18 protein-coding genes and 1 riboswitch are annotated in these 21,444 nt (G+C 68.4%); of the genes, 6 read left to right on the top strand and 12 right to left on the bottom strand.

Translation table 11 applies throughout. The features are described from left to right. Window positions 1-71: 71 nt before the first annotated feature. A riboswitch (glycine riboswitch) is annotated at window positions 72-167 on the bottom strand. 51 nt (window positions 168-218) lie between these two features. The 6 genes from ACQP06_RS21015 to ACQP06_RS21040 all read right to left on the bottom strand — a co-directional run bounded on the left by ACQP06_RS21015 (window position 219) and on the right by ACQP06_RS21040 (window position 4,095). Beyond that, window positions 219-785 carry a MerR family transcriptional regulator gene (locus tag ACQP06_RS21015; RefSeq protein ID WP_357200843.1) on the bottom strand — a complete coding sequence of 189 codons (567 nt, stop codon included), beginning with the start codon at window positions 783-785 and terminating at the stop codon, window positions 219-221. Between the two features lie 205 nt (window positions 786-990). Beyond that, window positions 991-1,464, bottom strand: coding sequence for a bifunctional nuclease family protein (locus ACQP06_RS21020; RefSeq protein ID WP_040807814.1), 474 nt, complete (start codon window positions 1,462-1,464; stop codon window positions 991-993). A gap of 67 nt (window positions 1,465-1,531) precedes the next feature. Further along, the gene (gene ftsR, locus ACQP06_RS21025) at window positions 1,532-2,317 is read right to left on the bottom strand and encodes a transcriptional regulator FtsR (RefSeq protein ID WP_433666210.1); all 786 of its coding nucleotides are present in this window, start codon (window positions 2,315-2,317) and stop codon (window positions 1,532-1,534) included. A gap of 44 nt (window positions 2,318-2,361) precedes the next feature. Beyond that, a complete protein-coding gene (gene garA, locus ACQP06_RS21030; RefSeq protein WP_213555026.1) occupies window positions 2,362-2,829 on the bottom strand; it encodes a glycogen accumulation regulator GarA in 468 nt (155 codons plus the stop codon). A gap of 186 nt (window positions 2,830-3,015) precedes the next feature. Then, a complete protein-coding gene (gene gcvH, locus ACQP06_RS21035) occupies window positions 3,016-3,414 on the bottom strand; it encodes a glycine cleavage system protein GcvH (RefSeq protein WP_379272402.1) in 399 nt (132 codons plus the stop codon). A gap of 63 nt (window positions 3,415-3,477) precedes the next feature. Continuing rightward, window positions 3,478-4,095 (bottom strand): CDP-alcohol phosphatidyltransferase family protein, encoded by a 618-nt coding sequence (locus ACQP06_RS21040; protein WP_357085007.1) that lies wholly within the window; start codon window positions 4,093-4,095, stop codon window positions 3,478-3,480. A gap of 131 nt (window positions 4,096-4,226) precedes the next feature. On the opposite strand from ACQP06_RS21040, the gene ACQP06_RS21045 reads away from it, so the two are divergent. Both ACQP06_RS21045 and ACQP06_RS21050 read left to right on the top strand, forming a co-directional pair. Then, window positions 4,227-5,912, top strand: coding sequence for a GMC oxidoreductase (locus tag ACQP06_RS21045; RefSeq protein ID WP_433666211.1), 1,686 nt, complete (start codon window positions 4,227-4,229; stop codon window positions 5,910-5,912). Window positions 5,913-5,995: 83 nt separating this feature from the next. Further along, on the top strand, window positions 5,996-6,889 hold the full coding sequence (locus ACQP06_RS21050) for a nuclease-related domain-containing protein (RefSeq protein ID WP_433666212.1): 894 nt from the start codon (window positions 5,996-5,998) through the stop codon (window positions 6,887-6,889). Here the strand turns inward: ACQP06_RS21050 and ACQP06_RS21055 are convergent. The 3 genes from ACQP06_RS21055 to ACQP06_RS21065 all read right to left on the bottom strand — a co-directional run bounded on the left by ACQP06_RS21055 (window position 6,858) and on the right by ACQP06_RS21065 (window position 10,294). Beyond that, a complete protein-coding gene (locus tag ACQP06_RS21055) occupies window positions 6,858-7,532 on the bottom strand; it encodes a phosphatase PAP2 family protein (RefSeq protein ID WP_433666213.1) in 675 nt (224 codons plus the stop codon). The genes ACQP06_RS21050 and ACQP06_RS21055 overlap by 32 nt on opposite strands. Then, complete coding sequence (locus ACQP06_RS21060) at window positions 7,529-8,221, bottom strand: hypothetical protein (RefSeq protein ID WP_433673544.1); 693 nt, start codon at window positions 8,219-8,221, stop codon at window positions 7,529-7,531. The genes ACQP06_RS21055 and ACQP06_RS21060 overlap by 4 nt, the downstream gene beginning before the upstream one ends. Window positions 8,222-8,386: 165 nt before the next feature. Continuing rightward, entirely contained in the window at window positions 8,387-10,294 is a 1,908-nt protein-coding gene (locus ACQP06_RS21065; protein WP_433666214.1) for an acyl-CoA dehydrogenase family protein, read from the bottom strand. Between the two features lie 113 nt (window positions 10,295-10,407). Between ACQP06_RS21065 and ACQP06_RS21070 the strand changes: the two genes are divergently transcribed. The 3 genes from ACQP06_RS21070 to ACQP06_RS21080 all read left to right on the top strand — a co-directional run bounded on the left by ACQP06_RS21070 (window position 10,408) and on the right by ACQP06_RS21080 (window position 15,153). Then, window positions 10,408-11,823: a threonine/serine ThrE exporter family protein gene (locus tag ACQP06_RS21070; protein WP_433673391.1), complete on the top strand. Its 1,416-nt coding sequence runs from the start codon at window positions 10,408-10,410 to the stop codon at window positions 11,821-11,823. 115 nt (window positions 11,824-11,938) lie between these two features. Further along, window positions 11,939-14,206, top strand: coding sequence for an MMPL family transporter (locus ACQP06_RS21075; RefSeq protein ID WP_433666215.1), 2,268 nt, complete (start codon window positions 11,939-11,941; stop codon window positions 14,204-14,206). Window positions 14,207-14,346: 140 nt separating this feature from the next. Beyond that, window positions 14,347-15,153, top strand: a complete 807-nt coding sequence (locus ACQP06_RS21080) for a tyrosine-protein phosphatase (protein ID WP_433666216.1) — start codon at window positions 14,347-14,349, stop codon at window positions 15,151-15,153. A gap of 67 nt (window positions 15,154-15,220) precedes the next feature. On the opposite strand, the gene ACQP06_RS21085 is transcribed toward ACQP06_RS21080, so the two are convergent. The 3 genes from ACQP06_RS21085 to ACQP06_RS21095 form a co-directional block, all read right to left on the bottom strand. After that, window positions 15,221-15,949 carry a TetR/AcrR family transcriptional regulator gene (locus ACQP06_RS21085; RefSeq protein WP_433666217.1) on the bottom strand — a complete coding sequence of 243 codons (729 nt, stop codon included), beginning with the start codon at window positions 15,947-15,949 and terminating at the stop codon, window positions 15,221-15,223. 74 nt (window positions 15,950-16,023) lie between these two features. Continuing rightward, window positions 16,024-17,250, bottom strand: a complete 1,227-nt coding sequence (locus ACQP06_RS21090; protein WP_433666218.1) for a cytochrome P450 — start codon at window positions 17,248-17,250, stop codon at window positions 16,024-16,026. 92 nt (window positions 17,251-17,342) lie between these two features. Then, window positions 17,343-18,017 (bottom strand): hemerythrin domain-containing protein, encoded by a 675-nt coding sequence (locus ACQP06_RS21095; protein ID WP_433666219.1) that lies wholly within the window; start codon window positions 18,015-18,017, stop codon window positions 17,343-17,345. A gap of 102 nt (window positions 18,018-18,119) precedes the next feature. On the opposite strand from ACQP06_RS21095, the gene ACQP06_RS21100 reads away from it, so the two are divergent. After that, entirely contained in the window at window positions 18,120-21,395 is a 3,276-nt protein-coding gene (locus ACQP06_RS21100) for a BTAD domain-containing putative transcriptional regulator (RefSeq protein ID WP_433666220.1), read from the top strand. Window positions 21,396-21,444: the final 49 nt, after the last annotated feature.

Consider the following 21,444-nt stretch of genomic DNA (forward strand, 5'->3'; position numbering starts at 1 on the left):
CCCCGGCCTGGCGACCGGTGACCTTTCACCATGGGCGGACGGCACGCGGCCATCACTTTCCAGAGGCGTCGAAACTCCGCACGGTCCCTTGTGCCTGAGAGATTGACGGGGAGGTGCTGCTCCTTCGGCGTCCGAGACTATCCCCGGAACTCTCCCGCACGGCTGCGACGCACTGTCAGTCTAAGCGGCCGCAGGTTACAAGAATGTTGCCGACCGGACTAACCGGTCTTGCTCATCCGCGCCTTGCGCCGGAACGAGAGCTCGTCCTCGGGGCGATCCGTGGCGGACGCGGTCTCCGCGCGCTCGGCCGGGAAATTGGCGATCGCTCCGGTGAGCTCGCGCATGGCGCCGCTCACGGCGATGCCGAACACACCCTGGCCACCCTGCAGTAAATCGACCACCTCTTCGGCGGAGGAGCATTCGTAGACCGTGGTCCCGTCGCTGAACAGGGTGATTCCGGCGAGATCCTCGACACCGCGGCTGCGCAGGTGGTCCACGGCGATGCGGATGTTCTGTAGCGAGATACCCGCGTCGAGCAGCCGCTTGACGATCTTGAGGACCAGGATGTCCTTGAACGAGTACAGCCGCTGGCTGCCGGATCCGGTGGCGCTTCGGATGGAGGGGACGACCAGTCCGGTGCGGGCCCAGTAGTCGAGCTGCCGGTAAGTGATTCCGGCCACCTGGCACGCGCTGGGCACGCGGTAACCGACGAGTTCGTCGGGCACAGTGTCATCGGGGAACAGCCCTGGCTGCACCACATCGCGAGGTTGCGGTTGATCTCCCACTGACTTACTCCCTTACTGCGCGCCTATCAGGGCTGGGCTCTTGATCGACTCTGGAGCGTTGGCCTAACAATCGAGGCTACTCCCCTGATTGTGGCCGCAAAATCGGCACCGTTAAAGCATGGCCGAGCGCGTGTTTCTCACCCTAAAGCTGAGGTAGAGACTAGGAAATGTCTCATTTCGGATGCTTTGCCCGGTCAAGAGTTGGTCAGCTGTCCGTGGCCTTGAAATCGTCCGGCGATACCGATTCGAGAAACTCCTTGAACTTCTCGACTTCGTCCTCGCGCTCGTCGGGCATGACCAGTCCGGCCTCCTCGAGCACCGGCTCCTCGGCATAGATCGGGCAGCCCACCCGCAACGCGATGGCGACCGAGTCCGAGGGCCGCGCGGAGATGCGCAGATCGTTCTCGAAGACCAGGTCGGCGTAGAAGGTGCCCTCCTGCAGATCTACGATCCGCACCTCTTTGAGGGTGTGGCCCAGCTCCTTGATCAGGATCTTGATCAGGTCGTGGGTGAGCGGGCGGATGGGCGTGACGCCCTCCTGCTCCAGCACGATCGCGGTGGCCTCGGCCTGCCCGATCCAGATCGGCAGGTACCGGTCCCCGGACACCTCACGCAGCAGCAGCACGGGCTGATTCTGTGGCTGTTCGACACGGATGCCGATCACACGCATTTCGCTCATCGCACTGCCTCCCAGATCCTCACCAGGCCGCCCAACCCGGCTGTATTACCGAGTCTAGGCGAAGAATTCAGCCGCCGAGGGAAGCGCGCACCGAGGTCTTCACGAGGCAGGTGTGCAGCGTCAGCGACAGTGCGGCCAATTCCCGGACCGTCTCCTCGGCGCGAGCGCGGGCATCGGCGTCGCGACTCTTGGCGATCGGCGCGGCGATCTGGGCCACCATGGCGGCCTCACGGTCCGCGGCCAGCTTGAAGGCGCGCAGATGCCTTGCCTCCAAACCGAATTCGCTCAGCGCCTTGGCGGTGCGAGCGAGCGTGACGGCGTCGCCGTCGAAGTACCCGGCGGCGCCGGGGGTGATCAGGTTGGCCCGGATCAGTTCGGTGAGGAACTTCTCGTCGATGCCGGCCTGATCGAGCAGATCCGCCCGGGTGATCCGGATTTCGTGATCGAACCGGAGTTCCTCGGGCGACACCTCACCGGGCACGGCGTTCAACCGGCGTAGCCGGCCGCTCCCGTTGCCGGACAAGGCATCCGGGGTTTCCGGGATGCCTCGGGATTCGGGCACGATGCCTCCCACGGCGTTCGCCCGGGCCCGCGCTTCCCGGACTCCGAGCGTCGCCGCCCCACTGTCGATCGCTTCGAGCTGTTCCTTGATCACCTTCAACGGCAGGTACTGGTCCCGCTGCGCGGTCAGCACGAAGCGCAGGCGCTCGACATCCGCCACATGGAAGCGGCGGTATCCCGAGGGCGTGCGCTCCGGGCTGATCAGGCCCTCCGATTCCAGGAATCGGATCTTGGAGATGGTGATGTCCGGAAAATCCGGACGCAGGAGATCCAGCACGGAGCCGATCGACATGCCTCCGCGCGTCCACTGCGCTGCGCCAGTCATTCCGCTCGGTCCTATAGCGCCGAGTCGCTCGTCGCCGGTCGCGGACCCGTCAGGAAGACCAGACGGAACTTGCCGATCTGGACCTCGTCGCCGTTCTGCAGCTCCGAGGAGTCCACCGGCTCACGGTTGACGTAGGTGCCGTTGAGGCTGCCCACATCGACGACCTGGAAGGTGTCGTCGTCCTGGCGGAATTCCGCGTGGCGACGGCTGACCGTGACATCGTCCAGGAAGATGTCGCTGTCGGGATGGCGTCCCGCCGAGGTGGTCGGCTGGTCGAGCAGGAAGCGCGAACCGGCGTTCGGACCACGCTTGACCACCAGCAGGGCCGCGCCCGCGGGCAGACCCTCCACCCCCTGCACCGGCTGCTCGCCGGTCTGCTCGGTGCGCGACGTGTCGACCTCGTTCAGGAAGTCGGCACGGAACACCGAAGTGGTCTCTGCTGCCGTTTCCTGGTAACCCGGGTCCTTGTTCTCGCTCACCCTTGCTCTCCTCCTCGAACCGAATAATCCATGCAAGCAATTGATGCCCTCAGCGATGCGGCGCTCCGGCCGCTCCCCGCCTCGGGTGGGTTCCGGAAATTCCGGGCACCGGCTGCGCGCACTTCTGTTGGCATTGACCGTACCCTGCCAGGGCGTACCCGTGCAGGTAGAACTGTGAAGGCTGCTTCAGCCTCCGATAACTCCTTGATAACCTGCGGCATCGAGGAGCTCGCCGAGCGCCGCGTCGAGGGCTTCGGCCGAGTCCGTCTCGATGTCGAACAGCCAGCCGTCACCGTAGGCGTCGGAGTTGACCGTCTCGGGCTCGGCGTCCAGAAGCTCGTTCACCGCAACGACTTTGCCCGACAGCGGCGCGTAGATGTCGGACACGCTCTTGGTGGATTCGATCTCGGCGATGCTGTCGCCGGACTTGACCTCGGAGTCCACCGCGGGCAGCTGCACGAACACGACGTCACCCAACTGCGACTGCGCGTAATCGGTGATGCCCACCCGCACCCGGGTCGGACCCACCTTGCTCACCCACTCGTGCTCCTCGGAGTAGCGCAAATCCTCGGGTACTGCGGTCACTGGCAGTGTCCTTTCAACGGGCGGTTCCTCTCGGGATCGTCGTCGATCCGTCCGCCGCACACCCTATCGGGAGTGATCATGGTGTGGCACGGGCGGTATCGCTCGGGCCACGGCGAGGGCTTTGCCGAGGTACAGGATTCCGGTCCAGACGTAGACCGCCGTGCCCCAGATCAAGAATGCCCCACCGAAGGCACGGCCGAAACCCGCGGCGGCCCAGTCCATCTGCCCGGCCAGCAGCCAGGGCAGCGCCGACATGAGCGCGAAGGTGGCGGCCTTGCCCAGGTAGATGACCTCGGGCGGGGGCAGGTCGCGGCGCTTGTAGATGCCCAGGGTGAGGGTCAGGATGCCGTCGCGGGCGACCAGGATCAGCACCACCCACCAGGGCAGGATGCCGCGAATCAGGAAGCCGCCCAGCGTCGCCAGCAGGTAGAGCCGGTCGACCAGGGGATCCAGGATCGCGCCCAATTTGGACGACTGATCCAACAGCCGGGCCAGCTTGCCGTCGAGGAAGTCGGTGAAACCACTGGCGACCAGCAGCGCGAAGGCCCAGCCGTCGGCCTTCTCGACCAGCAGCAGCCACAGGAACACCGGTACGCCGATCAGCCGCACCAAGCTGAGCACATTGGGCACGGTCAGGATGCGGTCGCTGTACACCGGTTCGGCGTTCCGCTCGGTTGTCACAGTCCCCGTCCTACCCCAATCGGCGCGCCATCACCATCCGGGCACGCCGCCGCGCCGGACGCGAACCTACTCCCTGAGAGAGTTGTGTGCAATCCTTCTCACATCTGGTTGGGACCGCGAGAGGAAAGACCATGCCCGACTTCGACTATGACGTCGTCGTGATCGGCTCCGGCTTCGGGGGCAGCGTCAGCGCGCTGCGCCTGAGCGAGAAGGGCTACCGCGTGGCCGTACTGGAATCCGGCCGCCGCTGGAACGCCGAGGACATCCCCAAGACGAACTGGAATGTGCGCAAGGCGATCTGGGCCCCACGGCTGGGCCTGACCGGCACCCAGCGGATCAGCGTGCTGGGCAAGTGCGCGGTGTTCTCGGCGGCGGGCGTGGGCGGCGGGTCGCTGATCTACGGCAATACCCTCTACGAGCCGCTCCCGGCCTTCTACACCGACCGCCAGTGGGCCCATATCACCGACTGGCGCTCCGAGCTCGCGCCCTACTACGACCAGGCCCAGCGCATGCTCGGCGTGACCGAGAACCCGCGCATGACCCCGGCCGACGACGTGATCCGTTCGGTGGCAGCCGATCTGGGGGTGAGCGACACCTTCCACCCCACCCGGGTCGGCGTGTTCTTCAACGAGGCCGCCCCGGGCGAGGAGGTCGAGGACCCCTACTTCGGCGGCGCGGGCCCGCGGCGCAGGGGCTGCATCCACTGCGCGCGCTGCTTCACCGGCTGCCCGCACAACGCCAAGAACACCACCCCCAAGAACTACCTGTACCTGGCCGAGCAGGCCGGCGCCCACGTGTTCGAACTCACCACGGCCACCAAGGTGCGGCCCATGACCGGCGGCGGCTACGCCATCGAGACACAGCGTTCGGACCGCTGGGTCCGCAAGGGCCGCAAGGTGTTCACCGCCGAGCAGGTGGTGTTCGCGGCGGCCGCGCTGGGCACCCAGAAGCTGCTGCACAAGATGCGTGACGAGGGCGTGCTGCCGAACCTGTCGCCGCGGCTGGGCGAGCTGACCCGCTCCAACTCCGAGGCGATTCTCAATGTGGTGAGCAAGTCCCGCGACGATTTCGCCGAGGGCATCGCCATCACCTCCTCCATCCACCCCGAACCCGACACCCACGTGGAGGTCTGTCACTACGGCAAGGGACAGAACGGCCTGTTCCCGCTGTCGGTGCCGATCGTCGACGGCGGCGCGTTCCGGTTCCTGCGCTTCCTGCTGGCCATGCTGCTGCATCCGGTGGTGTTCGCGCGCAGCCTCAACGCGCGGCGGGCCTCGGAGCGCTCGGTCATCCTGCTGGTGATGCAGTCGCTGGACAATTCGCTGACCTCGTTCCGGCGCTGGGGGCAGCTGAAGACGAAACAGGGTATGGGCAAGCCGAATCCGACCTGGATCCCCTTGGCCCACGAGGTCGGCCGCCGCTTCGGCGAGCACGTCGACGGCGATGTGCAGATGCTGGCGATGGACGTGTTCAACATTCCCGCCACCGCGCACTACATCGGCGGCTGCGTCATCGGTGAGGGGCCGGAAAGCGGTGTGGTGGACCCGTATCAGCGTGTGTTCGGTCATCCGGGCCTGCACGTGGCCGACGGTTCGGCGGTCACGGCGAACCTGGGCGTGAACCCGTCGCTGACCATCACCGCGCAGGCCGAGCGCGCAATGGCGTTCTGGCCCAACCGAAACGACGTCGATCCGCGACCGCCACTGGGCGCGGCGTACCGTCGGATCAGCCCGGTCGCACCGAAGTCGGCGGCGGTGCCGGAGTTCGCCCCGGGCGCGTTGCGGCTGCCGATTTTCCCGGCGGACCACCGGAACTGAGCGCGGCGGCGCGCCCGGCGGTAGTTTGGGGCGTTGTGCCCGTACCATTCGCGGTACCGATCCGACGAGGAAGGTGAGAGCCGATGCTCGTCCGTGTGCAGAACGCCGCCGGCACGCACGCCGAGAGGGTGCTGATCGACTGGCTGCGAACCTGGAAGGGCAGCACCGACCCCCAGGGTGTCGCGACCGTCAATTGCACTCTGTTCCACGGAGATAAGCTGCATCCCTTCGACGCGGTGGTGTGGACGCCGACCAGCTGCGTGGTGATCGAGGCCGAGGCGCTGGGCGAGCGTCTCGACGGCGAGCTGCAGGTGCCGGTCAACGGCCCGTGGCGGGTCGGAGACCGGATCGTCACCTTCGAGGGCGGCGACAAGCGCAGCCCCCTGGACAAGTCCCGCGATCACACCTTCGCATTGCAGACCTGGCTGGCCGAGCGGGGACTCGGGCAGCGGGTCATCCACGGCATCGTGCTCGTGGTGCCGCCGCCGGGGTCGAATCTGAAGGTCACCCAGTTGTGGAACGACCCGAGCTTCCAGGTGCTGCTGGGCGACGAGCGGCGGCTGCGCGACCACTTCACGGGTCTGCTGTCGCGGGGGCGCCCGCAGTGGTCGGCCAATGACGTGGCGTGGGCGTTCCGCGGCCTGGGGATCCTGCCGTATCTGCCCGCTCCGCAGGATCTGCTGAACGAGGGCTTCCTGGGTCCGGTCGATCCGACCCTGTGGCACGGCGGCCCCCAGCAGGCGCAGGCCGAGGCGTACGCCCTGGAGCAGGCCCGCTTGGAGCAGGAGCACGCCTCGGCGGGCCGCGGTTTCGTCATGCCCTCGCCGTGGTTCAGCCCGTGGAAGCTCTATCCGCGCCGCAGCGACCGGATCGAGGTGGGGCGCGGGGCCATGCGGGTGATGCTCACCCTGGGCTTCATCATCGCGGCGCTGTGGGTGGTCTGGTTCATTCTGGCGGGGGCGGCGTCGCTGTTCTAGCCGCCCGCCCCGCGGTGGTTGCCGCGAGGTAGCGGCACGGCAGGTAGAGGGCCGTCACGAGCGCCACGGCGGCCGCGGTGCCGCCGACCACATCGGTCGGATGGTGGTATCCGAGACCGACCATGCCGATCATGACGGCGGGCAGCACCACCGCCATGACGACCACCGTGCCCCGGCGCACCCGCGCGGATTCGGTCACGAGCGCGAACGCGGTCACCACGGCGACCAACTGCACGGTGTGCCCGCTCGGGTAGGCCAGATAGTGCTCGAGCTTGCGTTCCCAGAACGGTTTGAGCGCATAGGTATTGACCGCCACCACCAGTTCCGGGGCGATCAGCGCGAAGCCAGCATGCCACCACAGCCGCTGGTAGGCCAGCCACGCGGCGGACACGGCCAGCAGGGTCAGCACGACGGGACTGTTACTGGGGAACACCAGCACTCGGTACACCCAGGTGTGGGCGTCGAGCGCCGAGTGGATTCCGTTCTCGAGGGTCAGGTCCGCGCTCGTGGAGCCGCCGCCGGACGGAAAGGTCAGCGGCACAAGCAGGGTGACGATCACCCCCGCCAGGATCACGGCGGGCAGGGTGGCCGGGTGGGGCCGGGCCGCCGGGAGCTCGGGGACGGGGGTGGTCGGTCTGCTCACGTCTGCACGATAGCGTCCGCGCTCATTCCCGCAGCGCGGCCCGTTCCAGCAGCGGCCGCGACAGGGGCGGGGCCCACCAGTTCGCGGTGCCCATGACCCGCATGAACGCCGGGACCAGCACCATGCGCACCAGGGTGGCGTCCATCAGCACGGCCAGCGCCAGCCCCCGGCCCAGCATTGCTGACGCCGTCGTGGGTGCCGGTGAATTCGTCGGCGAGGTCGCGGGCCGCGCCGGGCGAGACGTTCTCGTCGCCGCGCACATTGGCCACGATCAGCCCGATCCGGCCGTCGGTGCTCAGCAGCGCCGTGGACAGCGTCGGCTCGGTCCACGGCGAGACCGCCTTGGAGATGCGCGAGTCACCCTTGAGCCGTTGCGCGATGTCCTTGCCGCGGGCGGCGGTCGCGGGATCGTGTGCGCCGCCGGGTGATTCGACGGTGAGCACGAGTTGCATGCCGGACAGGCCGTAGTCACGTTCCAGGATCCGGCCGACCTGGGCGGATTCGGAGTGGGTGGAGACGAAGCCGCCGTTGGACAGGCGCGCGGCGGCCTGGGTGCCGATCGCCCCGCACACCACGAAGGCGATGGCGATCAGGGCCAGCACCAGTTTCGGTGTGCGGAGCGCCGGTGCGATCAGTTTGTCGATCATCGCCTGGCCCTCGGCGGGCGGGCGAGAACCTACCGGGATCATGATTCCCCCTCGCAGCGTTGCGAATTGCCGTCCGTACCGGACGGCCCGAATCACATCCTCAATTACGACAGCATGTAGTAGAGGCGAGTGTGGGCAACCTCTCAACGAGGCAGCGCCGGGGAAAGGTCCAGTGCGGCAGGCCGGTTCAGCCCAGCCATGCTGTTGTCAGCCCAGCATCGCCGCGCGCAGCAGACCCTCCGGCACACCCAGGCCCTCGACCAGCGTGAGCGCCTGCGGCCGTAGCCGATCCACGAGTTCGTTCACCCCGCGCCGCACCGACTTGGCCCGCTCCACCGACATGAACCGGTGCATGATGTACCAGGCCTGATGCTGCTCGATGGCCGAGTACACGAACAGATCGCAGACGGTGTCGGCCAGCGCCCGCGCCTCCGGATCCTCGATGGCGGCGATGCCGTCGATGAAGGCCTCCAGCACCAAGCGCTCGATGTGGGCCGTCCCCGCGGCCAGGATGTGATCCTGCGCGTTGTTGAAGGCCTCGAACGGCCCGGTCTCCTTCGCGCGGGCGCGCAACCGGTGTCCGGCCGTCCGGACCAGGTAGTCCTCGCGGTCGGCGAACAGCTGCAACTGGATCGAGCGCCGCGACAGGTCGCCCTCGTCGACGGTGTCGTCGCCGCGGTCGCGCAGACGCTGAATCATCTGGCGCACACCGGATCGCTCGCGCACCACGTCACGGGCCATGGTGGCGGCGAACTTCACCCAGCCGAGCGCGTCGAGATCGCGGACCTCGTCGGCGTAAGCGGTCAGCAGATCCTTGGCCACCAACTGGGTCAAGACGACATTGTCGCCTTCGAACGTCGTGAACACGTCGGTATCGGCCTTGAGGCCGACCAGGCGGTTCTCGGTGAGATAGCCCGCGCCGCCGCAGGCTTCGCGACATTCCTGAATGGCGGCGGTGGCGAATCGGGTCTGCGCCACCTTGAGTCCGGCGGCCCGGTTCTCCAGCGCGCGCCGAGCCTGCGGGTCGGTCTCCTGCCCGGTCTGCACCAGATGCATGCGGTACACGAGGTCGTTCTGCGCGAAAGCCAGTGCGTAGGAGCGGGCTACCAGCGGCAGCAGGCGGCGCTGATGACTGCGGTAGTCCATCAGCACCGTCTCCTCGCCGGTGTCGGGGTCGGCGAACTGCCGGCGCTGCTCGCCGTAGCGGACCGCGATGCTCAGCGCGACCCGGGCCGCGGCGGCCGCCGCGCCGCCGACGCTGACCCGCCCGCGCACCAGGGTGCCCAGGGTGGTGAAGAAGCGGCGGCTGGGGTTCTCGATCTCGGAGCTGTAGGTGCCGTCCTCGGCCACGTCGGCATACCGGTTGAGCAGGTTCTCGCGCGGAATCCGGACCTGGTCGAACAGGATTCGGCCATTGTCGACGCCGGGCAGGCCGCCCTTGTAGCCGCAGTCGGAGGTGGTCACGCCGGGCAGGTCGCCGCCCGCCTCGTCGCGGATGGGGACCAGGAAGCAGTGCACGCCCTGGCTCTGCCCGCCGGTGATCAGCTGCGCGAAAACCGCTGCCATGCGGGCGTGTTCGGCCGCGCCGCCGATGTAGTCCTTGCGCGCCGAGGGAGTCGGGCTGTGCACCACGAACTCCCGGGTGGCCGGGTCGTAGGTGGCGGTGGTCTCCAGGTTGGCGACATCGCTGCCGTGACCGGTCTCGGTCATGGCGAAACAGCCGAGCAGTCGCAGCGGGATCAGCTCGTCGAGGTACTCGCGGTGCCGCTCGGTGCCGAGGTTCTCGACCGCGCCGCCGAAAAGCCCCCACTGCACACCGCTTTTCACCCACAGCGACAGATCGGTGTAGGCGAGCATCTCGAGCGCGGTGACGACCCCGCCCGCGTCACCGGGGGTGCCGTCGGCGTGGCGGAAGCCGGATTCGACCCAGCCGAAGGAGGAGACCAGCCCCATCTGCTCCAACACACGTGCTCGCGCGGCTTTCAGATCGAGGCTCGGATCGCCGAACAGGCGGTCGTCGTCGAGGACTGCGCGGGCCCGTTGGCGAACCTCCCGCCAGGGGCCGTCGAGTGCCGTGCGTAGCTCTTCGGAGATCGAAACGCCGCTCGTCGCCATACCCAAAACACTACTGCCACGGCTGTGCTCATCCAGGTGATCTGGATCGCCCGTGTACGTTTCTTACTGTGAGCAATGAGGTGGCCGTCGAGTCACCGGGTCTGCCCGCGGGGCTGCGCACCCGGTGGTGGCGCCGCCTGCTCACCACCGTCTCCGATCACGTCGTCGCTGATCAGCGCGCCACCGTGGACACCGTCGTGGAGGCGCCCGCCCCGGTCCAGCCGATCGATCTCACCGACGACGCGACCGTGACCGAGGTGCTGGATCTGGCCGAGCGGGTCGGGGAAGTCGTGCTGGCCTCGGGCACGGCGGTGATGGACACCACCACCCAGATCGAGTTCATCGCCGCCACCTACGGGCTGTCCAACTGCGATATCGACGTCACCTACAACTCGATCCGTATCTCCGCCGACCGCGGCACCCGGCTGCCGCCGGCCACCACCATGCGGGTCGTGCACTACCGGTCGCTCGACTTCACCCGGCTCGCCGCGGTGGACCGGCTGACCCGGCGCATCCGCAGCGAACTGGTACCGCCGCAGGACGCGCTGTCCGCTCTCGACGAGATCACCTCCGCGCCGCACCCGTACCCGCGGTGGTCGGCGACGCTGGGCTGGGCGCTGATGGCGGCGGCCGTGGCGCTGTTGCTCAACGGCGGCTGGCTGATCGGGCTGCTGAGTTTCGTGACCACCATGCTCATCGACCGCACCAACCGGCTGCTGAACCGGCGCGGGCTGCCGTTCTTCTTCCAGCACATGATGGGCGGTGTCATCGCCGCGACGCCCGCGGTACTGGTGTCCACCTTCGCGTCCGGGTTGCATCTGGACCCGGCGCTGATCATCGCGGCCGGAATCGCGGTGCTGCTGGCCGGTTTACAACTGGTAGGCGCGGTGGAGGACGCGATCACCGGGGCGCCGGTGACCGCGTCGGCGCGCATGCTGGAAGTGATCATGATGACCGTCGGGATCATCGGCGGGATCGCGCTCACGCTGCGGGTGGCGGAGGTGTTCGAGGCGACGGTCCCGACGGTCGAGATGATCTCGACCCGCGACCTGACCAATCTGCCGCTCAAGCTGTTCGCGGGTGCGGTGACCGCCGGCGCGTTCGCGCTGGCCTGTTATGCCGAGCAGCGGGCGCTCGCGGCGGCCGCGTTCAGCGGTGGCGCGGCGACCGTGGTCTATCTGCTGGCCCAGCATTTCGGGTTCGGGCCGGTCGTCTCGTCGGGTGTGGCCGCCACCGTGGTGGGTCTGGCCGGTGGTCTGCTCGCCCGGCGCGCGCTGACGCCCCCACTGGTGGTGGCGGTCGCGGGCATCACTCCCCTGCTGCCGGGTCTGAAGGTCTATCGCGGCCTGTACGCGTTGCTCAATGACGAACTGCTGATCGGGCTGAACCAATTGTTCAGCGCGTTCGCGGTCGGTCTGGCGCTGGCCGCCGGCGTCACCCTGGGTGAATGGATGGCCCGTGACCTGCGGCGTCCGCGCATCATCCGGCGCATGGGCTCATTGCGCCGCCCCCGGCTCGCGGCCGGTTGATTCGCGACCTCGATAAATACCTTTCATCTATCATGAAATCACGTTTCGTGTAATTCTAATTGTATTGCCAGACAAGGCTTTTAATTAATTCTGATCATGCCTGTTACCGTGCAGTATGACCACGAGCCGCCGCCCGCGCGAACGCGATGTCTTCGCGCTATGGGGACAACTCGTCGCCCGCTATCGCTTCCTCGTTCTGGCCGCGGTCGCGGCCGCCCTGCTGGCCCTCGGCGCGTACTCACTGGGGTTCGAGGGTCGCCTCAGCGCGGGTGGTCTGGACGACCCGAATTCGGAGTCGGTGCAGGCCGCGGAGCTGGCGGCCGGCGCGTTCGGGCCGAACCACGCCGCGGACATGGTCATCATCTATCACTTCCCCGACGGGACGACGGTCGACGACCCGACCGTGAATCAACCGGTGGTGGACAGTCTCAACAGCCTCACCACGCGGTTCCCCGACGCGGTGCAGGCGGTCAACGCCACCTACTGGCCCGGGGTGACCACGACCCTGGGCTCGCAGTCGGGCCTGGCCACCAAGGACAAGACGCGCGCGGTCGCCTCCATTGCCCTCAAGGGTGAGACCGGTGATGCGCTGTCGGCGCACTACGTGCAGGTGAAGAACGCGTTCGCGGTGCCGGGCATCGATGTGAAGGTCGGTGGGCTGCAACCCATCGGGACCGCGCTGACCGACACCATCTCCGCCGACACCCATCGCATGGAATTGCTGGCGATCCCGGCGGTCGCGATTCTGTTGTTCTTCATCTTCGGCGGCGTGGTCGCGGCGGCGCTGCCGCTCATGATCGGTGTGCTCACGATTCTGGGCGCGAACGGCATCGTGCGGGGGATCACCAATATCGCCGAGGTGAATTCGTTCGTCGCTCCGGTCGTTTCGATGATCGGGCTCGGCTTGGCCATCGACTACGCGTTGTTCATAGTGAGCCGCTTCCGAGAAGAGGTGGCCGCCGGGTACGACACCCCGACCGCGGTGCGGCGTTCGGTGACCACTGCGGGCCGCACGGTGGTGTTCTCGGCGACCATGATCGTCGCGAGTCTGGCCGGGATGCTGCTGTTCCCGCAGGGTTTCCTGAAGTCCATCGCCTACGGCGCGATCGCCACGGTCAGCCTGGCCGCGTTCACGGCGGTCACGATTCTGCCGGCGATGCTGGCGATCCTGGGCCCGCGGGTGAACGCCCTGGGCATCGAGCGCTTCCGGCGTGCCGACGCGGCCCGCGATGTGGAGCAGAGTTTCTGGGGCCGCTGCACCTCGTGGGTGATGCGGCATCCGCGCAAGATCACCGCGCTGCTGATCCTCGGCCTGCTGGTGCTCATCCTGCCGGTGCGCAATATCGCCTTCGGCGGTTTCAGCGAGAAGTATCTGCCGCCGGACAATGCGGTGCGGGTGGCCCAGCACGAGATCGACACCTATTTCCCGCTGCGCAAATCCGACCCGATCGAATTGATCATCGTCACCGGCGACAGCACCGAGGTGGGCCCGTTGGTCGAGCGGGCGAGCTTCGCCCCCGGTCTGCTGCCCTCTGGTTTCGAGATCCCGACCCGGTCCCAGACCGATCCGACGATCTACAAGACCCAGGCGTATCTGGTCGATTCCAGTAAGTACGACAAGACGATCGACTTCCTGCGCAATCTGGAGACCGCCGACGGCACCACCCTCATGGTGTCCGGCGTCCCCACGGTCCAGCACGACACCATCGCCGCGCTGCTCAACCGTCTCCCCCTGATGATCGCGCTGGTCCTGGCCGCGACCACGATCCTGATGTTCCTGACCTTCGGCTCCCTGGTGCTGCCGCTGAAGGCCGCGTTGATGAGCGTGCTGGGCCTGGGCTCCACCCTCGGCATCCTCACCTGGATCTTCACCGAGGGTCACGGCGCGACGCTGCTCAACTTCACGCCGCAGCCGATTCAGGCGAACATCCTGTTCCTCATCATCGCCATCATCTACGGCCTCTCCACCGACTACGAGGTCTTCCTCCTGTCGCGCATGGTCGAGGCCCGCGCCCGCGGCGCGAGCACCGAGGAGGCGATCCGCTCCGGCACCGCCCACACCGGTCGCATCATCACCGCGGCGGCGCTGATCCTGTTGGTCGTCACCGGCGCGTTCGCCTTCTCCGACCTGGTCCTCATGCAGTACATCGCCTACGGCATGATCGCGGCCCTGATCATCGACGCCACCGTCCTGCGCATGATGCTGGTCCCGGCGGTTATGAAGCTGCTGGGCGACCGCTGCTGGTGGGCCCCGGCCTGGATGAAGCGCATTCAGCAGCGTATCGGCCTGAGCGAACCCATCCTCGACGACGAGCGCGCCCCCGCCGAGCCCCCGGTGGCCGACATGGTCGGCGCGGCAGGAGGTTCACGCCTCAGCGTCTGACGCTGACCTTTTCGGCCACACCCGACGTTCGCTAACAAACTATCCATTCGATAGACACGGTGTCAGCTAGGCTCCCGGCTGTCCCGGCCCGGTGTTGTACGCACCGGCGGGTGCCGGGGCGTCTATCGAAGGGAACACCCATGATTCGACCTCGTACGATCGGCGCGACCGTGGTACTGGCCGCCGCCTTGACCTTCGGGGTTTCGCCCGGCCTGGCGCTCGCGGTCGATCCACCGGTCGCGACCGCCAATGTCCTGCTCGATCCGGCCGCGCGCTCGCTGAACCTGTCCGGTGTGCAGAACGCCCGCGACGCGGGCGGGTACCGGACCACAGACGGTCACAGCGTCCGCACCGGTGTGGTATTCCGCACCGCCGCACTGAGTTCGGCGACCACCGCTGACGTCGCGTCGCTGGCCGCGCACAATGTGGTCTCGGTGCACGATCTGCGCACCGGCTACGAGCAGTTGCTCGCGGGCTCGGACAAGATCCCCGCCGGAGCGGCCGAGCACCATGACGACGTCCTGGGCGGGCTCTCGCCGATATCGGGGCTGAGCACGGCGTCGTCGGCGGCGAACGCGTATCCGCAGTTCATCACCGCTCCGGGCGCGAACGCCGGCTTCGCCGACGTGATCCGCGACATCGCCTACAACAACGGCGGAGTCCTGTTCCACTGCACGGCGGGCAAGGACCGCACCGGCTGGGCGGGCGCGGTGCTGCTGACCCTGCTGGGGGTCGACAAGGACACCGTGTACTACGACTTCATGCTGTCCAGCTACTACCGCGACGCCGCCCCCGGCGACGTGAACAACGGCGTGACCACCGCCGAGCTCGACTCGGCCTTCGCCCAGGCGAACAAGTCCTACGGCAGCTTCGCCAACTACGTGAGCAACGGCCTCGGGCTGACCGCGGCCGATATCGCCGCGCTCAAGGCCAAGATGCTGGCCTGACCGCGGCGACCGACCAGTGGCCCGTAACCGGATCGGTTGCGGGCCACCATGGTTCCTGACGCCAGGGTCAGCGCGCCACGAGGCCGATGCCGCGGCCGATATCGGCCAGGGTGGAGTCGAAGAGCACGTCGGGGTGCGAGATCTGGATCGGGTAGTTGCCGAAGACCTCGAGGGTGACGTGGCCGTAGAGGCGCGCCCAGAACTGGATCATGACGTAGCTGACACCCAGGTCGAGTTTCTCGGCGGGGAACTTCTGGCCCGAATCCGCCAGCACGCGAAGCAGTTCCGTTTGGAAGGTGATCAGGTCGTCGCGCAGTTCCGGCGGGATCAGCTCGGTGGGGGTGGTCACGACCTGGTAGTCGGTGAGCAGGCGGCCCGCGGCCCCGAGGAAGATGCGGCCGACCGGTTCGCCGAATTGCTGCATGGCGCTGGTGATTCCGGCGGTGACCGGGGAGGCGAAGACCAGGGTGAATTCGCGCGAGTGGGTCAGCGCCCAGCGGCGGAAGCCGCGGCAGATAGCGAAGAAGCGGACCCCGGCGTCGTCGGGGAGACCCTCGACCGACGCCTCGAGATCCTTGGCCAGGTCGAGGCAGACGTCGGTGCGGACGGCCGCGACCAGGTCGTCGCGCGATTCGTAATAGCGGTACAGCGCGGGGGCGGTGATGCCCAGTTCACGGGCGATGGCCCGGAGCGTGATCGCGTCCGGGCCGTGGTCGACCAGTAGTGACCGCGCGACGCGGCGGATATCGGCGTCGCTGACCGCCGGCGCTCGTCCGCGTCGGCGAGGTTCACTCATGGTTGACTCCAATGTAGAAACGAGCAGGGCCCCGGATGGGGTATCAAAAGTTACCGCGTCCGGGGCCCGATCGCTCACTCGTAGGCGACTTCCCAGCTCTTGATGCCGTTCAGCCAGCTGGAGCGCAGGCGAACCGGCTCCGAGACCTGGCGCAGATTCGGCATCACGTCGGCGATCGCGTTGAAGATCAGATCCAGCTGCAGGCGGGCCAGGTTGGCGCCCACGCAGTAGTGGGTGCCGGTGCCGCCGAAGCCGACGTGCGGGTTCGGGTTGCGCAGCACGTTGAACTGCTTCGGGTTCTCGAAGTGCTTCTCATCGAAGTTGGCCGCGCTGTAGAACATTCCGATGCGCTGCCCCTTCTTGATCGAGGCGCCGGACAGCTCGAGGTCCTCGGTCGCGGTGCGCTGGAAGGCGATGACCGGGGTGGCCCAGCGGACGATCTCGTCGGGAGCGGTGCGCGGACGCTGCTCCTTGTAGATCTCCCACTGATCCGGGTTGTCCACGAACGCCTTCATGCCGTGCGTGGTGGCGTTGCGGGTGGTCTCGTTGCCGGCCACCGACAGCAGGATCATGAACCAGGCGAACTCGTCCGAGGCCATGGACTCGCCCTCGAGGTCCGCCTGCAGCAGGGTGGAGGCGATGTCGTCCATCGGGCAGGCGCGCTTCTGCTCGGCGAGGTTGTAGGTGTAGCCCATGACCTCGGCGGTGGCGACCTTGTGGTCACCGTCGAACTCGGGGTCCTCGTAGCCGATCATCTGGTTGGACCAGTCGAAGATCTTGCGGCGGTCTTCCTGCGGGATGCCGATGAGCTCGGCGATGGCCTGCAGCGGCAGCTCGCAGGCGACCTGCTCGACGAAGTTGCCGGAACCGTTCTTCTTGGCCTCGTGCACGATTCGCTCGGCGCGCTCGCGCAGGGCGTTGCGCAGCGACTCGACCGCGCGCGGGGTGAAGCCCTTGGAGATGATGCGGCGCAGCTTGGTGTGCTTGGGCGGGTCCATGTTCAGCAGCAGGTAGCGCTGCACCTCGATCTCTTCGCGGGCGATGTCGCCGTAGAAGCGGATGACCGAGGTGTTCTCCTCGGAGGAGAACTGCTCGGGGTTCTTGGAGATCTCCTTGATGTCATCCATCTGGGAGATCGCCCAGTAGCCGCCGTCGTCGAAGCCGGTCAGGCCATCGGCCTGCGGCACCCAGAACGGAGCGGCTTGCTTGCGAAGAGCTGCGAACTCCTCGACCGGCAGGCGCTCGGCCAGCAGGTCGGGGTTGGTGAAGTCGAAACCGTTGGGAATGGACGGCGCGGACACGGAACCTCCTTTGGAACACGTTCGACGTCGAGTGAACCACACCACAGGCCGGTTTGTGAACACGTATTACTAAATAGCGTTCATTTGATCTGTCACCAGTTCGGCGCGATGCCGTAGACCTGGCGATATTCCCGGTCGAAGGTGCGACGGCCGAGCAGCCGCCACGCCAGGCGCGCGGCCCTCGGGAGCTCCGCGAGAACCTTGCGCCGATCGGGCGCGGAGGCGGCGTGCAGGAGGAAGCCGAGGAAGACCAGCTGGCGATCCTTGGGCATGTGCGCGCGGCCGCGTTCGCCGAGCGCCCGCCACTCCGGCACGGTCATGACCTGCTCGACGACCGACAGGATGTGAGTCTCCTCCTCGGCGAGGTGCTCGTCCAACGCGGCCGCGAGGGCGGTGGCGGTGGCGGCGAACCGGTCCCGCGCGGCGGGGTCGGCGGCCGTGGCGAACTCGGCGGCGTCGCGCTGCGCGCGGGCCGAGAGTTCGGCGATGCGTTCGTGCTGTTCCTCGAGGCGCAGGACGAGGTTGGCGGCCATGGGGGCGCGTTCGAGCAGCAGCGGCCACATCAGTTCGTCCTCGCCGGTGTGATGGCTGTGCAGCCCGGTGCCCAGCTCGGCGAGGAAGTCGGCGAGGACGCGGGCGCGCTCGACATCGCCCGGGGCGACGGCCGCCGCCAGGGCGGGCAGGGCGCGGAAGTGGCGGCGAAAAGCGTTGTGCACGACCACCATGTCGTAGGTGTCGGGCCGGGCCTGCGCGATGTCGGTGTTCATGGCTGCTCCTGTCGAAGTCGGTGATTGCGACGAGAGTGCTTCGGCGCGCTTGGAATCGACTCGAGGCGGACTTGGGGGCGGCCGTCCTAGACTTACGCGATCATGGTTCGGATTCGGGTACTCGGCGCACTGACCGCGACCGGCGAGCGCGGGGAACTCGATCTCGGCGGGCCGCGGCAACGTGGCGTGCTGGCGCGACTGCTGGTCGCCGGGGGCGATGTGGTGCCGGTCGATCGGTTGATCGATGACCTGTGGCGCGGCGAGCCGCCGCCCCGGGCACTGGGCTCGCTCCAGGCTTACGTCTCCAATCTGCGGCGGCTGCTGGAACCGGATCGCGCGCCACGGACACCGGCGACGGTGCTGATCAGCCGAGCTCCCGGATACGCGCTGCGACTCGACACCACCGAGGTGGACGCGTGGGCGTTCGGCGCCGACCTGGACGCGGCGGCACGACTGGACGATCCGCGCGAACGGCGGCGCGCGCTCGAGCGGGCGCTGGCCGCGTGGCAGGGACCGGCGTACGGGGCGTTCGCGCAGGAGTCCTGGGCGAACGCGGAGGCCGTGCGACTCGAGGAGCTGCGGCTCAGCGCGCGCGAACAGCTCGCGGTGGCGCTGCTCGAACAGGACGAGCCGGCGTTGGCGGCGGCCGAGGCCGAGGTGCTGTGCCGGGAGCATCCGTTGCGGGAGGAGGCGTGGCGGCTCACCGCGCTGGCCCGGTATCGCGCGGGCCGTCAGGCCGACGCGCTCGCGGCGCTGCGGCAGGCGCGCGAGGTGCTCGCCGAGGAGTTGGGCATCGATCCGGGACCGGCCCTGGCCCGGCTCGAAGCCGACATCCTGGCCCAGCGAATCCCGGTGCAGGAGCAGGTGATCGCCGTTTCCGCGCCGCCGCGCGATCCGGTTCCGGGTCGGGCGGTCCCCGAGTTCCTCGGGCGTGCAACCGAACTCGCGTCCCTGCATGCGGCGGCCGCAGCCCCCGGTCCGCGGACGGCGACCGTGGTGGGTGAGGCGGGCAGTGGCAAGTCCTCGCTGCTGCGCCGACTGCGCGACGACCTGCGGGACTCGGGTTATCGCGTGGTGCTGGGTCATTGCCCCGAGGACGAGGCCGCGCCCTCGGCGTGGCCCTGGGTCGAGATCCTGCGCGCCCTGGCCGCCGAGCACGACCCCGCCGGGCTCGCGCCCACACTCGCTCCCCTGCTCACCGACGCCGCGGGCGCACCCGAGACCGACCGCGCGCACGGCCGGTTCCTGCTGCACCGGGCGGTGTGCGACTACCTGACCGCCGTCGCGGCCGAGGGACCGCTGGCGATTCTCTTCGACGACGTGCATCGCTGTGATGCCGAGACCGCGGCCCTGCTCGCCGCCGCGGCCACCCGGGCGCCGGTGTTCGTGGTGATCGGCTTCCGGCCCGACGAGGCGCCGCCCGCACTGACCCAAGCCCTGGCCGGTCTCGCGACCACGATCCGGGCGCGAATCCAGTTGCGCGGTCTGGGCCTCGAGGACAGCGCCCGGCTCGTCACCGCGCTGACCGGGAGCGCCCCGGCGGACTCGGTGCTGGCGACCCTGCACGAACGCACCGGCGGCAACCCCTTCTACCTCACCGAGACCGCGCGGCTGCTGCGCAGCGAGGGCGAGCTGGTCGCCGCGTCGGAGGTTCCCGAGGGCGTGCGAGATGTGCTGCGCCGCAGACTGTCCCGATTGCCGGAGACCGATGTGGCGTTGCTGCGCCTGGCGGCGGTGATCGGCCGGGAGTTCGATCTCTCGGTGCTGCTGCGGGCCGCGGAGGTGGGTGAGGAGGACGTGCTCAACGCGGTCGAGGCGGGCAGCGTGGCGGGTCTGCTCGACGAACCCGCCAGCGGCCGTGCCCGTTTCACCCACGTCCTGGTCCGCGACACCCTGCTCGGGGATCTGTCGCGGGTGCGCCGCGATCGCTGGCATCGCCGGATCGGGGCCGCGCTCGAGGAGATCGCTCCGGACGATCTAACCGCTCTTGCGCATCATTTCGGCGAATCGGTGACCCCGGAGACGGCGCGGCGGGCTGCCCGCTACGCGGTGGCGGCGGCCGACCGCGCCGAGCGGCGATTCGCCTACGACGTCGCCGCGACCGGTTACGAACGCGCGGTGGCCGCGCTGGAGCGACTCCCCCGCGACGAGACGGTCGACGAACGAGTCGCGTTGCTGGGCAGGGCCGGTCACGATCACCTCTCCGCCGGGTCCGCGCTGGCCGCACGCGCCGCCCGTGACCGCGCGGTGCGGCTGGCCGAGGACGCCGATCGGCCGGACCTGGTGGTGCGGGCCTTCACCGCCTGGGATGCACCGACCCCGTGGATGAACCGTCAATACGGCGTTGTCGAGCACCCGATCGTCGCCCGGTTGGAGAACGCGCTGCGCTTGCCCGGCCTGTCCCCGGCGGATCGCTGCCGATTGCTGGTGGCGCTGGTCGACGAGATCGGCGGCGAGGCAGGCGAACAGGCGAGCCCGGCGGCGGCCGAGGCCGAGGCGATCGCCCGTGAACTGGGCGACGACACCCTGCTCGCACCGGTGCTACAGGCCCGGGCTTCGTTGTACGACAACCCGGATCGCGGCGCGCTGGGCGCCGAGCTGATCGAGATCGGGCGGCGTACAGGCGATCACACGTATCAGCTGCTGGGCCACACCATCGCGCTGCAAGCTGCCGCCTCCGCCGGGGACCTGGCCGCGGCCCGCGAGCATCTCGAGGCGACCACGGTGACGGCCGACCGCTACCAGTGGCGGCAGGCTCAGCTGGCCAACGCGATGGCGCGCGGGCTGCTGGCGCTGGCCGCCGGTGACCCCGACGACGCCGAGCGCCATTACCTGCGCGCCGGTGAATTGCTCGCCGGCGCGGGCATTCTCAATGCGGACGGCATCGTGCTGATGGCCATTTTCACGGTCTATCTGGGCCGCGAGCGGCTGGGCGAGCTGGCGCCGGTGATCACGACGTTCGTCGAGCAGGCCGACGCGGTGTCGTTGGACGCCGTCGTCGACTTCCATGTGCTCGTCCTGCTCGCCGCCGGTGATCGCCCGGCCGCCGAATCGCTGTGGCGCCGAGCGCAACCGATCCGCCACGACCGGTTCCGCTCGTTCTTCCTCACCCTGCGCGGCATGGTGGTCGCGGAATTGGGCACGCCACAGGAGGCGCACGAGACCTACACCGACCTGCTGGTCTACCGGGGTCGACTGGGTGGCGCGGACACCGGCGCGTATGTCGTCGGTCCCGTCGACGCCGTGCTCGGCGATCTGGCGGCCCGCCGTGGCGAAGCCGCCCTGGCCGCCGAGCACCACCGCGCCGCCCTCGATATAGGGCGGGCGTGCGGAAACCCCACCTGGGTGACCGCCGCCCGGGCGCGCCTCCGCCACTGACCGGTCACTGGTCGTCTACTAGTGGGTGGCTCGATCGTTGTTCCCGACC

The sequence above is a fragment of the Nocardia sp. CA-136227 genome (genome assembly GCF_050955695.1).
GTDB lineage: Bacteria > Actinomycetota > Actinomycetes > Mycobacteriales > Mycobacteriaceae > Nocardia.

Excerpts from the sequence above, each read along its gene's own strand:
- ACQP06_RS21060 (WP_433673544.1), bottom strand. The coding sequence starts at position 8,221 with ATGATCCCGGTAGGTTCTCGCCCGCCCGCCGAGGGCCAGGCGATGATC.
- ACQP06_RS21075 (WP_433666215.1), top strand. The coding sequence starts at position 11,939 with ATGACCACGAGCCGCCGCCCGCGCGAACGCGATGTCTTCGCGCTATGG.
- ACQP06_RS21045 (WP_433666211.1), top strand. The coding sequence starts at position 4,227 with ATGCCCGACTTCGACTATGACGTCGTCGTGATCGGCTCCGGCTTCGGG.
- ACQP06_RS21100 (WP_433666220.1), top strand. The coding sequence starts at position 18,120 with ATGGTTCGGATTCGGGTACTCGGCGCACTGACCGCGACCGGCGAGCGC.
- ACQP06_RS21085 (WP_433666217.1), bottom strand. The coding sequence starts at position 15,949 with ATGAGTGAACCTCGCCGACGCGGACGAGCGCCGGCGGTCAGCGACGCC.
- ACQP06_RS21095 (WP_433666219.1), bottom strand. The coding sequence starts at position 18,017 with ATGAACACCGACATCGCGCAGGCCCGGCCCGACACCTACGACATGGTG.
- ACQP06_RS21050 (WP_433666212.1), top strand. The coding sequence starts at position 5,996 with ATGCTCGTCCGTGTGCAGAACGCCGCCGGCACGCACGCCGAGAGGGTG.
- ACQP06_RS21065 (WP_433666214.1), bottom strand. The coding sequence starts at position 10,294 with ATGGCGACGAGCGGCGTTTCGATCTCCGAAGAGCTACGCACGGCACTC.
- ACQP06_RS21080 (WP_433666216.1), top strand. The coding sequence starts at position 14,347 with ATGATTCGACCTCGTACGATCGGCGCGACCGTGGTACTGGCCGCCGCC.
- ACQP06_RS21020 (WP_040807814.1), bottom strand. The coding sequence starts at position 1,464 with ATGAGCGAAATGCGTGTGATCGGCATCCGTGTCGAACAGCCACAGAAT.
- ftsR (WP_433666210.1), bottom strand. The coding sequence starts at position 2,317 with ATGTCGATCGGCTCCGTGCTGGATCTCCTGCGTCCGGATTTTCCGGAC.